Origin of the sequence: Lentzea miocenica, from assembly GCF_033949945.1 — a bacterium.
In the GTDB taxonomy this organism is placed as follows: Bacteria; Actinomycetota; Actinomycetes; order Mycobacteriales; family Pseudonocardiaceae; genus Lentzea; species Lentzea miocenica.
In genome coordinates this window covers 175,560-189,522 of the sequence record NZ_JAXAVW010000013.1, presented here as the reverse complement: position 1 = coordinate 189,522, position 13,963 = coordinate 175,560, and the positions used below count along the sequence as shown (strand labels likewise).

The 13,963-nt window shown below is 68.1% G+C and carries 14 protein-coding genes; 6 read left to right on the top strand and 8 right to left on the bottom strand.

Going from position 1 to position 13,963, the window contains the following annotated elements; all coding sequences use genetic code 11:
- The first annotated feature begins 75 nt into the window (after positions 1-75).
- Genes SK803_RS17635 through SK803_RS17620 form a run of 4 tightly spaced genes read left to right on the top strand, consistent with a single transcriptional unit; the run spans position 76 to position 2,445 of the window.
- Positions 76-612: a YbaB/EbfC family nucleoid-associated protein gene (locus tag SK803_RS17635; protein ID WP_319967103.1), complete on the top strand. Its 537-nt coding sequence runs from the start codon at positions 76-78 to the stop codon at positions 610-612.
- Positions 609-905, top strand: coding sequence for a hypothetical protein (locus SK803_RS17630; RefSeq protein ID WP_319967102.1), 297 nt, complete (start codon positions 609-611; stop codon positions 903-905). The genes SK803_RS17635 and SK803_RS17630 overlap by 4 nt, the downstream gene beginning before the upstream one ends.
- Positions 905-1,963 carry a hypothetical protein gene (locus tag SK803_RS17625; protein WP_319967101.1) on the top strand — a complete coding sequence of 353 codons (1,059 nt, stop codon included), beginning with the start codon at positions 905-907 and terminating at the stop codon, positions 1,961-1,963. Before SK803_RS17630 ends, SK803_RS17625 begins: the two co-directional genes overlap by 1 nt.
- Complete coding sequence (locus tag SK803_RS17620) at positions 1,960-2,445, top strand: DUF6346 domain-containing protein (RefSeq protein ID WP_319967100.1); 486 nt, start codon at positions 1,960-1,962, stop codon at positions 2,443-2,445. The genes SK803_RS17625 and SK803_RS17620 overlap by 4 nt, the downstream gene beginning before the upstream one ends.
- A 47-nt stretch (positions 2,446-2,492) precedes the next feature.
- Here the strand turns inward: SK803_RS17620 and SK803_RS17615 are convergent, their stop codons facing one another.
- From SK803_RS17615 to SK803_RS17600, 4 genes are read right to left on the bottom strand one after another with little or no spacing between them, the layout of a single operon-like run.
- Positions 2,493-3,857, bottom strand: a complete 1,365-nt coding sequence (locus tag SK803_RS17615) for a GH1 family beta-glucosidase (protein ID WP_319967148.1) — start codon at positions 3,855-3,857, stop codon at positions 2,493-2,495.
- Between the two features lie 15 nt (positions 3,858-3,872).
- A complete protein-coding gene (locus SK803_RS17610; RefSeq protein ID WP_319967099.1) occupies positions 3,873-4,760 on the bottom strand; it encodes a carbohydrate ABC transporter permease in 888 nt (295 codons plus the stop codon).
- Between the two features lie 7 nt (positions 4,761-4,767).
- The gene (locus SK803_RS17605) at positions 4,768-5,691 is read right to left on the bottom strand and encodes a carbohydrate ABC transporter permease (RefSeq protein WP_319967098.1); all 924 of its coding nucleotides are present in this window, start codon (positions 5,689-5,691) and stop codon (positions 4,768-4,770) included.
- Positions 5,692-5,702: 11 nt separating this feature from the next.
- Positions 5,703-6,959, bottom strand: coding sequence for an ABC transporter substrate-binding protein (locus tag SK803_RS17600; protein WP_319967097.1), 1,257 nt, complete (start codon positions 6,957-6,959; stop codon positions 5,703-5,705).
- Positions 6,960-7,193: 234 nt separating this feature from the next.
- On the opposite strand from SK803_RS17600, the gene SK803_RS17595 reads away from it, so the two are divergent.
- Positions 7,194-8,225, top strand: coding sequence for a LacI family DNA-binding transcriptional regulator (locus SK803_RS17595; protein ID WP_319967096.1), 1,032 nt, complete (start codon positions 7,194-7,196; stop codon positions 8,223-8,225).
- Between the two features lie 38 nt (positions 8,226-8,263).
- On the opposite strand, the gene SK803_RS17590 is transcribed toward SK803_RS17595, so the two are convergent.
- The 4 genes from SK803_RS17590 to SK803_RS17575 form a co-directional block, all read right to left on the bottom strand.
- Positions 8,264-9,628: an alpha-amylase gene (locus SK803_RS17590; RefSeq protein ID WP_319967095.1), complete on the bottom strand. Its 1,365-nt coding sequence runs from the start codon at positions 9,626-9,628 to the stop codon at positions 8,264-8,266.
- Between the two features lie 108 nt (positions 9,629-9,736).
- A complete protein-coding gene (locus SK803_RS17585; RefSeq protein ID WP_319967094.1) occupies positions 9,737-10,213 on the bottom strand; it encodes a MarR family winged helix-turn-helix transcriptional regulator in 477 nt (158 codons plus the stop codon).
- 26 nt (positions 10,214-10,239) lie between these two features.
- Positions 10,240-12,264, bottom strand: coding sequence for a xanthine dehydrogenase family protein molybdopterin-binding subunit (locus SK803_RS17580; RefSeq protein ID WP_319967093.1), 2,025 nt, complete (start codon positions 12,262-12,264; stop codon positions 10,240-10,242).
- Positions 12,265-12,340: 76 nt separating this feature from the next.
- Positions 12,341-12,811 carry a (2Fe-2S)-binding protein gene (locus SK803_RS17575; RefSeq protein WP_406601545.1) on the bottom strand — a complete coding sequence of 157 codons (471 nt, stop codon included), beginning with the start codon at positions 12,809-12,811 and terminating at the stop codon, positions 12,341-12,343.
- Between the two features lie 65 nt (positions 12,812-12,876).
- On the opposite strand from SK803_RS17575, the gene SK803_RS17570 reads away from it, so the two are divergent.
- Complete coding sequence (locus tag SK803_RS17570) at positions 12,877-13,866, top strand: hypothetical protein (RefSeq protein ID WP_319967091.1); 990 nt, start codon at positions 12,877-12,879, stop codon at positions 13,864-13,866.
- Positions 13,867-13,963: the final 97 nt, after the last annotated feature.

Below are 13,963 nucleotides of genomic sequence, written 5' to 3'. Positions count from 1 at the left end.
GTCGTGTCGGCCGACAGAGCCGCCGCGGTCCGCTAGCCTCTGTCGCGTTCAGCACGAAGCGATCCTGGGGGACGCGTGATCGATCCGGAGCAGTTGCTCAGCCAGTACGAAGGCAAGCTCGCGCAGGCACAGGCGAAGAGCGACGCCATCCGTGAGAACCTCGCTCACCTGCAGGTGACCGAGCGCAGTCCGGACGGGCAGATCACGGTGACCGTGAACGACGCTGGCAACCTGGTCGGCCTGCAGCTCGGGCAGGCGTTGCAGCGCAAGGACGGCGCGGCGGTCGCGCAGGACATCATGCGCACCCTGCAGGCCGCGCAGAGCCGTGTCGCGAACGCGGTCCAGGAGTCGATGGCGCCGCTCATGGGTGCCGACTCCGAGGCCATGCACATGATGATGGACAAGCTGCGCAGCGCCCAGCCGCCGCCTCCACCCGTGGAGCAGCGGGGAGCCTGGGGTCCGACCGAGACCCGGATGGGGGCCATTGAGGACGATGGCGCGCCGCCTCGTCCCACGCCGCCGCCTCCTCCTGTGCGACCGCAGCAGCCGCCGCCTCGGCGTCCGCCGGCCGACGATGACGACGACTTCAGCAACGGGGGCTTCCTCCGATGAACTACCGCATCGACCTCACCGAGATGGACAACCACGCCAAGCGCGTGGACGAGATCGGCGGGCGCATCGGCACCGCCATCGGAGCGGGCAACGCGGCGTCGAACCCGGAGGCGTTCGGGCTGCTCGGCATTCCGCTCGCGGCGCTTTGTTCCGCCGCGCAGCACATGGCGATGAACACCCTCAACGACGCCGCGGAAGCCGCGCTGGACCACCACAAGCGGGTCAAGGCGTGGCGTGAGTCCGTCAAGGAAAACGACGAGATGCAGGCCGACCGCTTCAGGACGGGGGAGTGATGAGCACGCCGAGCATGGGGCCGGCTCCGGCCCCCACGCAGAACCCGCTGATCCGCGAGGGCGACCCAACCCCGGGCACCGAGGGTGCGGGACTGTTCCACGACGTCACCGAGGCGGTGACCGGGTTCGCCGACGGCAACTGGGCAGAAGGGCTGCTCAACCTGGCGAGTGCCGCCGGTGACATCGGCAAGATGCTCACCGATCCGCTCGCGTATCTGTTCAGCGCGGGCTTCGGGTGGCTGATGGAGCACGTCAGCTTCCTCAAGGAACCGCTCGACTGGCTGACCGGCGACCAGCAGACGCTGGACGGCATGGCGCAGACGTGGTCGTCGGTGTCGAGCTACCTCGACGAGATCTCCACCGACCTCAAGGACGCCGTCAACAAGGACGCCGGTCAGTGGGAGGGCAAGGACTCGGAGAAGTACCGCGCGTTCGGTGCCGATCGCGCGGACACCTACGGCGCCGTCGGCACCGCCGCGCGCGGCATGTCGATCCTGATCACGATCTGCAAGACGATCCTCAAGGTCGTCCGTGACATCGTGCGCGACCTGATCTCCGAGGCGATCGGCAAGCTGATCAGCATCTGCCTGCGCTGGGCGCCGGCCGTCGCGGCTCTGGGTGCTGGCATCGCCGGTGCCGTCGCCGAGGCCGTGCCCACTGCGGTGAGGTACGCGCAGAAGTGCATCGAGTGGTGCCGCAAGCTCACCAAGGCGTTCAGCAAGGCTGGCGGTTTGTTCAAGAAGCTCGACGACACCCTCGCCAGCGCCAGCGTGAACCTCGCCAAGCGCGGCGACGACTTCGTCACCGTGCTGAAGCAGGGCGCGAACGCTGACATCGCCCGTGCGATGAAGGACTTCAACGTCGGTGGCATGCTGAAGGACGCCGGCGCCGGCGCGAAGAAGGTCATCGTCGACGGTGTCACGGGACTCCCGAAGGACATCGGCCCCGCCATGGCCGAGGAGTTCCGCAAGGAAGGCGCGAAGATCGTGGACAACCGGGGCTGGAAGGACTGGCGCGAACTGAAGAAAGAGGAAGACGAAAGGAAGAAAGTCGAGTGAAGGTTCTTCGTCGTGTGGTCGCCGTCCTGGTCCTCCCGTTCCTTGGCTACCTGATCGGCGCCACGATCTTCCTCCACTTCTGGAATCAGGCTGAGCCCGGTGACGTCAAGAACGCCAATCTGGTGGCGGTGGCGAAGTCCTGCGAACGCAATGGCCCGGTGACGTTGCGGCGCCTCGGCTTCTACTACACGTGCGAGGTCGAGGTCCGGATCAGGTCGGACAACGAGACCTACACATCGGACGTGACAGGGTGGCTCGCGCCAGAGGACATCGGCAAGGAGTACGCCGTCCACACCCTGCGGCGGGGACCGTTGTCGCCGGACGTGCGCCCAGATTCGCAGATCTTGCTGGGCTGGTTGTGCACGTTCGTCTTCGGGATAGTCTTCCTCCTGGTGTACGTCAACATCTTGCGGTTCCTGTTGCCCGATCGCGGGCCTCGCAAGCGCCGCATGCCGACGAGGTACGAGCCACCCACGACGTGAGCTGAGCTGTGTCGACGGCTACCTGCTCGATCTGAAGGTTCCGGCGGTCAGTTGCCCTGCTGTCGTGCCTGGGTGATGAACGAGCGGTACCAGTGGTAGCTGGCGCGCGGTGTGCGTTGCTGGGTCTGGTAGTCGACGTGGATCAGGCCGAAGCGGTGCTTGTAGCCGTGCGCCCACTCGAAGTTGTCGAGCAGTGACCAGCAGAAGTAGCCCCGGAGGTCGACTCCGGGGGCTGCTTCGGCCGCGGCGATGTGGTCGCGGAGGTAGGCGATGCGGTCGGTGTCCTCGAATCCCTCGGTGTCGGGGTAGACGCAGCCGTTCTCGGTGACGTAGACGGGTGGCAAGCCGGGGTGGCGGGCTTTGAGGTCGGTCAGCGCGGTGATGAGCCCGACAGGCTCCACCGGCCAGCCCATGCCGGTGCGGGGCACGTCCGGCAGCTGGGTCGTGTCGACGCCGATGTCGTGGGCGGTGCGCTTGGCCGGGTCCGGTTCGCGGTGTGGTGCGTCGGCCACGTGCAGCCGGTAGTAGTAGTTGAGGCCGACGTAGTCCAGTGGTTCGCCGATGATCGACAGGTCCTCGTCGTGCCGGAACGAGAAGTCGCTGATCTCGCTGAACATCGAGGTCAGCTCGTCCGGATACGCCGAGCCGAACAGCGGGTCGGTGAACTGCCGGCGCAGCAGGCAGTCCTGGCGACTGGCCGCGGCGACGTCGGCGGGGGAGCTCGTCACCGGCACGGTGGGGGACTGGTTGAGCACGATGCCGAACTCCTGGCCCGGCAGGCCGTTGGCGCGCATGGCCTGCACGGCCAGGCCGTGGCCCAGCAGCAGGTGGTGCGCCGCCGCCAGCGCGCCGTGGCCTTCGCGTGCACCAGGTGCGTGACGGCCTTCGCCGTAGCCCACGATCGCCGAACAGTACGGCTCGTTCAACGTGGTCCACTTGCTGACGACGTCACCGAGTGCCTCATGCACGGTCGCGGCGTAGTCGGCGAACCGGTAGGAGGTGTCGCGGTCGCGCCACCCGCCCCTGTCCTCCAACGCCTGCGGCAGATCCCAGTGGTACAACGTCAGGAAAGGCTCGATCTCGTTGTCCAGCAACGACTCGACGAGCCGCCGGTAGAAGTCGAGGCCGCGCTGCTCGATCCGGCCCCAGCCGTCCGGCAGGATCCTCGACCACGAGACGGAGAACCGGTACGCGTCGACGCCCAGGTCGATGAGCAGGCGCATGTCGTCGACCCAGCGGTGGTAATGGTCCGCCGCGACGTCACCGGTGTCGCCGTTCGCGACCGCGCCGGGAACGGTCGCGAAGGTGTCCCAGATGGACGGACCGCGGCCGCCGAGGCTCGCCGCCCCCTCGATCTGGTAGGCCGAGGTCGCCACACCCCAGCGGAAGCCGGACGGGAAACTCACAACGATCTCCTCTGCGAGAGGTCAGCCCTTGACGGCGCCCGACATGATGCCGCCGACGATCTGGCGGCCGAACAACAGGAACACGGCCAGCACCGGGACGGTGCCGATGGTCGCGGCGGTCAGCACCAGCGTGTAGTCGGTGGTGTAACCACTGGCCAAAGTGGACAGAGCGGTCTGCACGGTCGGGTTCTCCGGTACCAGCACCACGAGCGGCCAGAAGAAGTCGTTCCACGCCTGCATGAACGTGAACAGCCCGAGCACCGCCGCGGCCGGCCGGGCCGCGGGCAGTGCGACGTGCCAGAACAACCGCAGCGAGTGGCATCCGTCCATCCGGCCCGCCTCGAGCAGCTCGTCCGGGATCGCCCGCTCGAAGTACTGCCGCATGAAGAACACGCCGAACGCGGTCACCAGTCCCGGCACGATCACCGCGTGGATCTGCCCGGCCCAGCCGAAGTCGCTCATCATCATGTACAGCGGGATGATGCCGAGCTCGGTCGGAATGGCCTGCGTGCCGATGATGAGCAGCAGCAACACGTTGCGGCCGCGGAACTTCATCTTGGCGAACGCGAACCCGGCGAGGGTGGAGAAGAACACCACCGACACGGTGACGGTGCCGGACACGATGATCGAGTTCATCAGCGCCAGCGCGAAGTCGGTGGTGTCGAAGACGCGCGCGATGTTCTCGAAGAGGTGGCCGCCCGGCACCAGGACGGGCGGCACGCTGTCGATCGCGTCCGGTGTCTGCGAGGACACGACGAACGACCAGTACACGGGGAAGGCCGACCCGGCGAGCACGGCGATCAACGCCGCGTACGTCCACGGTCCGGCCACCCGCCTGGCCAGCCTGCGCGCCCTCACCGCGGGGCCGGTGGGGCGCACCGGCACGGGGCGGTCCAGCACAGCGGTCATGATTGCCTCACTCCGTCTGGATCCGTTTGGTCACCAGGTAACCGAGACCGGCGACGATGATCGTGGCGATCGCCAGCACGACCGCGATCGCCGAGCTGTAGCCGAAGTCGTAGTTGGAGAAGCCCTGCTCGTACAGGTACAGCGCGGCGGTCTGGAACTGCCGGTCCGAACCGCCGGTCGCGGCCGCCGCACCGGGGTTGAACAGCAGCGGTTCGGCGAGCAGGCGCATGTTGCCGGTGGTCGCGATGATCGTCGAGAAGATGATCTGCGGCCGCAGCAGCGGAACCGTGATCCGCCAGAACTGCTGCCAGCCACTCGCACCGTCCAAAGTGGCCGCTTCGTAGAGGCTGCCGGGGATGGCCTGCATGGACGCGAGGAAGATCAACGCGTGGTAGCCGGTCCAGCGCCACACCACCATCACGGCGATGGCGATGTGGGAGCTGGCCGTGCCGGCCTGCCAGTCGATGTGCCCGGCGCCGAACAGGTCCAGCACCCAGTTGATCAGGCCGAAGTCCCGGCCGAACAGCTGGGCGAAGATGATCGTCACCGCCGCCACCGAGGTGATGTTCGGCAGGATCACGCCCATCCGGAACAGCGTGCGCGTCCGGACCCTGCGGTTGAGCAGCTGTGCGACGAAGAGCGCGAACAGGATCTGCGGGACCGTCGTCAGCAGCCACAGGCTCAGCGTGTTGCCCATGGCGTTCCAGAAGTACGGATCCGCGAACAGCAACTGCTGGTAGTTGCGGAACCAGACGAGGTACGCGCCGCCGGAGTCGAGCAGGTTGCGGTGCTGCATCGAGACCCAGACGGTGTACAGCAAGGGGAACAGCCCGAAGACACCGAAGATCAGGAAGTACGGCGCAACGTACCCGTACGGCGCGAACCTGGTGTCCCACCGGTGCCTTCGGGCTGTCTTGTCGACCAGGGTCATGTGTCAGTCCGTCACTTCTGGACGTCGCCGACGAACTGGCGCCACGAGTCCTCGCCGTTCTGCTTGCCCTGCTCGACGCGCTGCATGGCGTTGCCGATCGCGGTCTGGATGTCGCCCGCCTTCGGCCCCTGGTACTGCGGGTTGAGCTTCTTCGCCGCGTCGGTGAACAGCCTGCCGATCGGCGCGTCGTTGAAGTACGGGTTCTTGTAGTCCACGATGGACGGATCGTCGTACAGCTTCGGGATCGACGGGAGCAGCCCGGCGCTCTTGAACACCTTGGCCTGCTGCTCGGGCGCGGTCAGCCACGCCGCCAGCTCCACGGCCTTGTCGACGTTCTTGCCCGCCTTGGGAACCGTGAGGTACGAGCCACCCCAGTTGCCGCCACCGCCGGGCACGGAGGTGACGTCCCACTTGCCGGCGGCCTCCGGCCCGGCCTGGTCCTTGATCTTGGCCATCTGCCAGGCGGGGCACGTCACGGTCGCGAACTGGCCCTGCTTGAACCCGGTGTTCCAGACCGGCGTGGAGTACAGCAGCTTCGACGACAGGCCTGACTGCACGCCGTCGACCACGAGGTCCCAGCCCGCCTTGATCTCCTTGTTCTCACCCACGACGATCTTGTCTGACTTGTCGTAGTAGCCGACCGAGGCCTGTCCGACTATCGCGTTGAGGACGGTCGGGCCGCCGTCGAACCACTTCACGCCCTCTGGCGCCTTGGCCTGGAACGTCTTGCCCGCGGCCATGAAGTCCTGCCAGGTCGGCCAGAGCGCCGCGATCTGGTCGCGGTCGGCGGGCAGTCCGGCGTTCTGCAGCAGGTCACGGCGGTAGCAGATGGCCAGGCCGCCGATGTCGGTGCCGTAGCCGATCTGCTGGCCGTCCTTGCTGAGCGAGGCCTCCCACTTCCACGGCAGCCAGCGGTCCTTGAGTTCCTTGCCGCCCTTGGTGTTGAGGTCGACGAACTTGTCCGGCGTGGCCTTGAACTGGTTGACGTACCCGGTGTCGACCGCCTCGATGTCCGCGGCGCCGCTGCTGGTGGCGAGGTGCGCGGCGAGGTTCTTGTGGTGGTCGGAGTAGGAGGCGGTGCGGTCCGTGATCTCGATGTCCGGGTGCGTGCTCGCGTACTCCTTGAGCAGCTCGGCGTACCCGAAGTTGCCGAACAACCCGATGGTCAGCTTGGTCTTGCCGCCGGACGCGGCGTTGCCGCTGCAACCGCTGAGCACCACGGCGGTCGCCAGCGCGGCGCAGCCGATGGCGAGTGCTTTGGGGCGCATTTCCAGGCCTCCGTCGATTTTTGGGCGCGTTGAAGCACAAAAGGCGGTGCTTCGAGCGGTGAACCGGCGTCGCTGTGCGTTGCCGGACGAAGATGTGTGGCGCCTATGACAACGGGGTCACCCGGCGGCCGTCAAGTAACGAGATGGTAACCAGGTGAACCGCTTCACCTGATTTGACTAGGTAAGGCGCGGATCGTAGGTTGATGTAACCGCTTACGGTGAAACGGAGGTCAGATGGCGACCGGGCGTGAGATCGCCCAGCTCTGCGGCGTGTCCGTTGCGACCGTGTCACGTGTCTTCAACCAGCCGGAAACGGTCAACGAGGAAACACGTGAACGCGTTCTGCGGATCGCGAAGGAGCTGGACTACCGGCCCAACGAGGCCGCGCGCGCGTTGTCGACGAAGCAGTCCACGATGATCGGACTGGTCTGGGACACCGACCACCGCCGGCCGGACTGGCGGCATCCGTATCTGCAGGACCTGTTGATCGGGCTGAAGTCGGCGCTCAGCGCGCACGGCTACCACCTGCTGATGCTGGCGACGAGCGGTGACGCCCGCGAGGTCGGCGCTTCGCTCGCGGATCCGGTCGGGTACGTGAACATGACGCGCCGCCACCACCTGGGCGGGCTGGTCCTGATCGACAGCGGATCCGATGCCGAGGCGTTCGAAGCCTTTGCGCAGTCCGGGGTTCCGTGTGTGGCGGTGGATGTCGCCGTTGACGGGCCCAAGGCCACTTACGTGACTTCGGACAACGTGGGTGGTGCGCTGTCGGCTGTTCGTCATCTCGTCGGGCTTGGTCACTCGCGGATCGCCACGATCACCGGGCCGGTGGGCAACCAGCCTTCTGATGCTCGTGTTTCCGGGTATCGCACGGGGTTGCTGGACGCAGGGTTGTCGTGGCGGGATGAGTACGTTGTCGCCGGGGACTTCTACCGGTCCAGTGGGACCGTTGCGATGCAACGGCTTCTGGCGTTGGACGAGCCGCCCACCGCTGTTTTCGCGGCGAGTGACGAGATGGCGGTGGGTGCGTTGCTGGCCGCGCGTGCCGGAGGGCTGCGGGTGCCGGAGGATCTGGCGCTGGTCGGGTTCGACGACATCGAGATCGCTGCGGTGGTCGATCCGGCGTTGACCACGGTGGCGCAGGACAAGCCCGGGTTCGGGGTGGCGGCGGCGAAGGCGATCATGGCGATGATCACCGGTGCGGGTCGTCAGGAGCCCGTGGTGTTGCCGACCCGGTTGGTGGTCCGGGGTTCCTGCGGATCCTGATGCGGGTGCCCGCTCTCCCGGCGGGCACCCGCATCAGCTCAGCCTCGTGCGTTGACGTGCAGCGCGAGGGCGGTTCCCGCTCCCAGAGTCGCGGTGAACCTGCCGGACGAGTCCACGGTGACGCGGACGCAGCCGTTTTCCTGGACGTTGCAGTAGGTTCCGGCGGGCAGGGCGGTCTGGTACTGGAGGTTGACCGCGTAGGTCTCGCGGTTGATCGCGACGAATCCCTTGTTGCCGCGGCCGAACGCGATGGCGTCGCCGCCGTTGTCCTGCCAGTTGTTCACGTCGGTGCCGGCGACGGTGTTGCGGAAGGCGACCATGTTCGCGATCTGGGTCCACAGGTGCTGGCACTTCCAGCCGTTGAAGCAGACGGAGTTGCCGGGCGGGCCCGCGTCCTTGTCGCTGAACTCGTAGCCCGAGTAGACCTGGGGAGCGCCGTAGTTCCACGCCAGCATGAACACGTTGGCGAGGGTGTAGGTGGAGTTGTCCTTGTAGGACAGGGTGGAGCCGTTGCGCTCGGTGTCCCAGTTGTCGACGAACGGCCTGGCCTGGCCGCTGGGCAGGAAGCCCCACGACTGGCCGAACGTGCGCAGGTAGGCGAGGTTCTCGTGGTTGAAGATCCGCTTGAGGTCGTAGGCGTAGCGGAACTCGTCCACGTCGCCGGAACCGGTGTACTCGCCGGGTTGCACGGCCTCGCCGGCGCCGTAGATGACCTCGTGCACCCAGAAGGCGTTCGGGTTGGTCAGCTTCGACTTGATGGCGGACATGTCGGCGGCCGCGATGTGCTTGGCCGCGTCGATGCGGAAGCCGTCCACGCCCATGGCGAGGAGCCGGTTGAGGTATCCGGCGATGGCTCCCCGGACGTAGTCGCTGCCGGTGTCCAGATCGGACAGGTTGACGAGCTCGCAGTTCTGGACGTTGTAGCGGTCCTGGTAGTTGTTGATGGCCGAGCGGCAGGAGTGGAAGTCCCAGTCGCTGTAGAGGCCGGGGTAGCTGTACTTCGAGTAGCCGGATCCGCCGGTGCCGGTGCCGGAGCCCGCGCTCATGTGGTTGATCACCGCGTCCGCGATCACCTTGACGCCCGCGTTGTGGCAGGCGGTGACCATGTTCCGGAACGCGGTCTCGTCGCCGAGCCGGCCGGCGATCCGGTAGCTGACGGGCTGGTAGGAGGTCCACCACTGGGGACCCTGGACGTGCTCGGTGGCGGGGGAGACCTCCACGTACCCGTAGCCCTTGGGGCCCAGGACGTTGGTGCACTCCGACGCCACGCGGGCGAACGGCCATTGGAACAGGGTGACGGTGACGTCCTTGCTGCCTGGTGGGGTCGCAAAACCTTGCACGGGTGTGCACAGGGCGACGGCCAGCGCGGCTGTGAGCAGGACGCGAAGAGCCGAGGAAACCACGTTGTCTCCTTGCTGCAGGGGTTCTTCTTCAGGTCGTACCAGGTGGTGGGTCGACCGGGAAGCGATGCAAGAAGTTTCGCGCGCAATTGGGCCGTGGGGCCGTACGGACTAGTCCGCTGTGGTCGTGGTGGCCGCTGCGATGAGTGCGATCAGCTGTCGCCGAAAGTGCTCGTAGTCGTCCACCGCGCCGAGCAGCGTGTCGGACTCGCGTTCCTCGCGGCGGGCGGCCGTGAGCGCGCGGCGGCCGGCCGGGGTGATCTTCACGGACGTTCGTCTGCGGTCGTTGGCGTCCTGGCTGCGCACCACGTGGCCGCCGCGGTCGAGGTGCTCGATGGTGCGGCTCATGGTCTGGTCGGTGACGCGGCACAGCACGGCGAGCTCGCGCTGGGAGCGCGGTCCGTCGGCGAGGTGGTGCAGGGTGATCATGCCCGCGTGGGTGAGGCCGCGGCCTGCCAGGAAGTCCTCGAAGCGCTTCTCGACGACGCGGGCCGCGACCGACAGGAGCCTGCCGGTCGGCCAGGAGGCGACGTCCGCGCCCACCTGGTCGGGGCGGTGCGCCACCGCCAGTTCGTCTCCCTCGGCCACGGCCCCATCATCCCAGACCCGTTCGATCACCCCACGTCGGTCCCGAACGGCATGCCGGTGACGGGTGCGCCGCCCGCGAGCGCCGCCGCGATGGCCGCGGCCGCGGGTGGGTAGGCGAGCTCACCGAGGCCGCCGAGCGGGGCGTTCGTCTGCACGATGGTGACGTCGATGTCGGGTGTGTGGCCGATCCTCGCCCAGCGGTAGTCGCCGAAGGACGACTCCACGACGCGTCCTTCCCGGACGGTGATCTGCGCACCGAGCACAGTGGACACCGCGTCGGCCACGCAGCCCTCGACCTGGGCGCGGACTCCGGACGGGTGCAGCGCCACGCCGACGTCCACCGCCGCGTGCACGCGCAGCACCCGGCGCGACTCCGGTTCCGCGACGGCGATCACCGCGATCGCGGAGCCGTAGTCCTCGTGGCAGGCGACGCCGCGTGCGGTGCCACGCGCCGGCTTGTCCCAGCGGGCACGGGCGGCGACGGTGTCGAGCACCCGGTGCAGCCGTGAACCCGCGGGCAGCAGGGCCCGGCGCAGTGCGATCTGGTCGAGTCCGGACCGCGTGCCGATCTCGCTGAGGAAGTTCTCCTCGGCGTAGAGGAACTGCCCAGCGTAGACGGCCCGCCAGAACCCGGTGCGCAGCGGCGCGGGTCGCACGGTGACCGTTACGTCACCCGGCACGGTGTAGGGGAAGTGGTCGCCGCTCGCCTTGATCAGAGCGGGGTTGGCGAACGGCGGCAGGACGGTCAACGGCCAGGTGACGACCTCGTGCGCCCTGCGGATCGGCATGCCGTTGACGCCGATCTCCGCGGACATCCGGTGCACGGACATCGGCCGGTAGGAGTCGTGGCGCATGTCGTCGGCGCGGGTCCACAGCACCTGCACGGGTGCGTTGGTGCGACGTGAACACGCCACCGCCTCCAACACCGGGTCCGGCTCGATGCGACGACCGAACGCACCGCCGGACGCCGATGCCTCCACCCGCACAGCCGTGGCAGGCACACCGAGCTGACGGGCCAACTGGGTGCGCAGCCCGCCTGGGTCCTGGGTCGGTGCCCACACCGTCACGCCGTCCGGGCGCACGTGCGCGGTGGCGTTCATCGGTTCCATCGGCGCGTGTGCGAGCAACGGCATCCGGTAGATCCGCTGTACACCGTTGATCGGGCTTGACGCGGGCAACGCCGTCTCGAGGTCGGTGATCCACGCACGGCTGTCGGCAGCGGGTGTGCCGCCGTGCCAGGTGATCCGCAGTGCGTCGCGGCCTCGCAACGCCTGGTGGGTCGACCTGGCCACCACCGCCACACCGCCCTGTCCGTCGCCGGGCGCGGTGAGCGTGAGGACCTCGACCACTCCCGGCAGCGCGCGCGTTGTGGTGTCGTCGATCGTGTCGGGCACCGCGCCGAGCCACGGCGGACGGGCCACGACCGCGACGAGCCCGCCGGGTGGACGAGCGTCGATGCCGTACCGGGTGCGGCCGGTGACGATGTCGCGGGCGTCGACCCGGCCACCGCGGGTCCGGCCCAGCAGCCGCCACTTCTCGGGCGGGGTGAGCTCGACGGGCACGGTGGCGGGATCCAGTGCCGCCGCGGCACGGACCAGGGCCCGGTACGGCAGTTTGCCGCGGCGCGGATGGCACACCGCGCCGTCCTTCGCGACGCACTCGGTCACGGGCACGCGCCAGCGTTGTGCGGCGGCGGTGACGAGCAGGCAGCGCGCGGTGGCGGCGGCGGTGCGGATCGGGGTGGCCAGCTGCCGGACGGACGACGAGTTGGCCACGGCCTGGGAGCCGAAGCGTTCGGTGTCGCCGGGGGCCTGTTCGACGGTGATGTCGCTGGTGTCGACGGCCAGTTCCTCGGCGACCATCAGCGCTACCACCGTGCGCACGCCTTGGCCGGTGTCGGGGCGGGGTGCGGTCGCGGTGATCCGGCCCTGGTCGTCGAGGCGCACGAAGACGTTCGGCATCAGGCTTTCGGAGGCGAGGGCGGGTACTGGGATCGCCACGACCAGTGCGCCGGCCGCGGTGCCGCGGAGCAGCGTTCGCCTGCTGATCACTGCGCCTCCCGCATGATCCGGCCTGCCGCGACCTGAGCGTCGGCTGACGTGTCGTGCGGCAACCTTCGCGTCGTGATCACTGCGCCTCCCGCATGATCCGGCTCGCGCGGCGCACGGCGGCGCGGATGCGCGGGTAGGTGCCACAGCGGCACACGTTGTCGCGCAACGCTTCCTCGATCGCCTCGTCGTCGGGGTCCGGATCACGGGCGAGCAGCGCCGCCGCGGCCATGACCTGGCCGGGCTGGCAGTAGCCGCACTGGGCCACGTCCAGCTCTCGCCACGCTCGTTGCACCGGGTGGTCGCCGTCGCGGGACAGGCCCTCGATCGTCGTGATGGGCGTTCTGGTGCTGTCGGCGGTGGTGCGCACGCATGGTCGCGCCGCCTCACCGTCCACATGGGACGTGCAGGCACCGCACAGGCCGACGCCGCACCCGTACTTCACGCCGGTCAGGCCCAGTTCGTCGCGCAGCACCCACAGCAGGGGAGTGTCGCCCTCTACGTCGACCTCGCGTCGTTCACCGTTGACACGTAACAGATATCGGGTCACCGTGCCGCCTCCCGAATTGCTCAGTGCGCTGAACGTATCACGGTCGGGCATGCATAATGCTCAGCGTGCTGAACAATGTGCGGCGGTCCGGTCGTGGTGTGCTGGTGTGGGGAGTGGTGGCGAGTGCGCTGCTCACCGGCCTGGTGTGGGTGCTGGGGCAGCGGCTGCACGGGGTGAGCCTGCTGCCCGACCAGGGTGCGTCCTGGTACTACTGGAAGCTGCCGGATCCGTCCTTCTGGACCAGGGCGTCCGCCTGGCTGGGCTATGCGGCGCACCAGGTGGTGTCGTGGGGCTTGATCTACTACGCGCAGACCCGCGTTCGGCGGTACACCACCGGACTGCACCGCCTGAACGTCGTCGCACTCGCTGCGAACGGTGCGTTCATCGGGCTGCACGCGTTGCAGACGCAGGTGTTCTACGACGGGCTGGCGCAGGACGTCTCGATCTTCAGCTCGCAGGGGTCCGTCGTCCTGTTGCTGGTGGTGGTGCTGTTGATGGAGAACCGGCGCCGCGGGCTGGTGCTCACCTGGTCCGCGCCGATCTCCGCGCAGGTGGTCGGGTTCGCTCGCCGGTACCACGGTTACCTGTTCAGCTGGGCCGCGATCTACACGTTCTGGTACCACCCGATGGAGTCGACCAGCGGGCATCTCATCGGGTTCTTCTACATGTTCCTGCTGCTGGCGCAGAGCAGTCTGATGTTCACCACCGCGCACACGAACCGCTGGTGGACGTTGACGCTGGAGTTGCTCGTGGCCGTGCACGGGACGCTCGTCGCGGTGATGAACTCCGGCCCCAACGGGATCTGGCCCATGTTCCTGTTCGGGTTCGTGGCGATCTTCGTGCTCACCCAGATGCACGGTGTCGGGCTCAGCACGGTGGCGCGGTGGTGGATCGGCGGCACGTTCGTCGTCGCGGCGCTGGCGGTGTACTCGTGGCGGGGGCTCGGCCGGATCGACGAGGTCGTGCGGATTCCGTTGATCGAGTACCTGCTGGTGGCGGTGCTCGCGTTGCTGATCTGGGCGGGCGTCCGGCTGGCCGCGCTGGTCCGGTCGTGACCTGGGTTCGACGACTGGCGGCGGCCTCCTGCGCGGGAGCCGGGCAACGGTGTGCCGACTGTCTCCCGTGCCGAGGCACAGGAGCGGATCGCCGCGC

Coding starts and splice junctions, on each gene's coding strand:
- SK803_RS17600 (WP_319967097.1), bottom strand. CDS start 6,959: ATGCGCCCCAAAGCACTCGCCATCGGCTGCGCCGCGCTGGCGACCGCC.
- SK803_RS17605 (WP_319967098.1), bottom strand. CDS start 5,691: ATGACCCTGGTCGACAAGACAGCCCGAAGGCACCGGTGGGACACCAGG.
- SK803_RS17595 (WP_319967096.1), top strand. CDS start 7,194: ATGGCGACCGGGCGTGAGATCGCCCAGCTCTGCGGCGTGTCCGTTGCG.
- SK803_RS17610 (WP_319967099.1), bottom strand. CDS start 4,760: ATGACCGCTGTGCTGGACCGCCCCGTGCCGGTGCGCCCCACCGGCCCC.
- SK803_RS17630 (WP_319967102.1), top strand. CDS start 609: ATGAACTACCGCATCGACCTCACCGAGATGGACAACCACGCCAAGCGC.
- SK803_RS17625 (WP_319967101.1), top strand. CDS start 905: ATGAGCACGCCGAGCATGGGGCCGGCTCCGGCCCCCACGCAGAACCCG.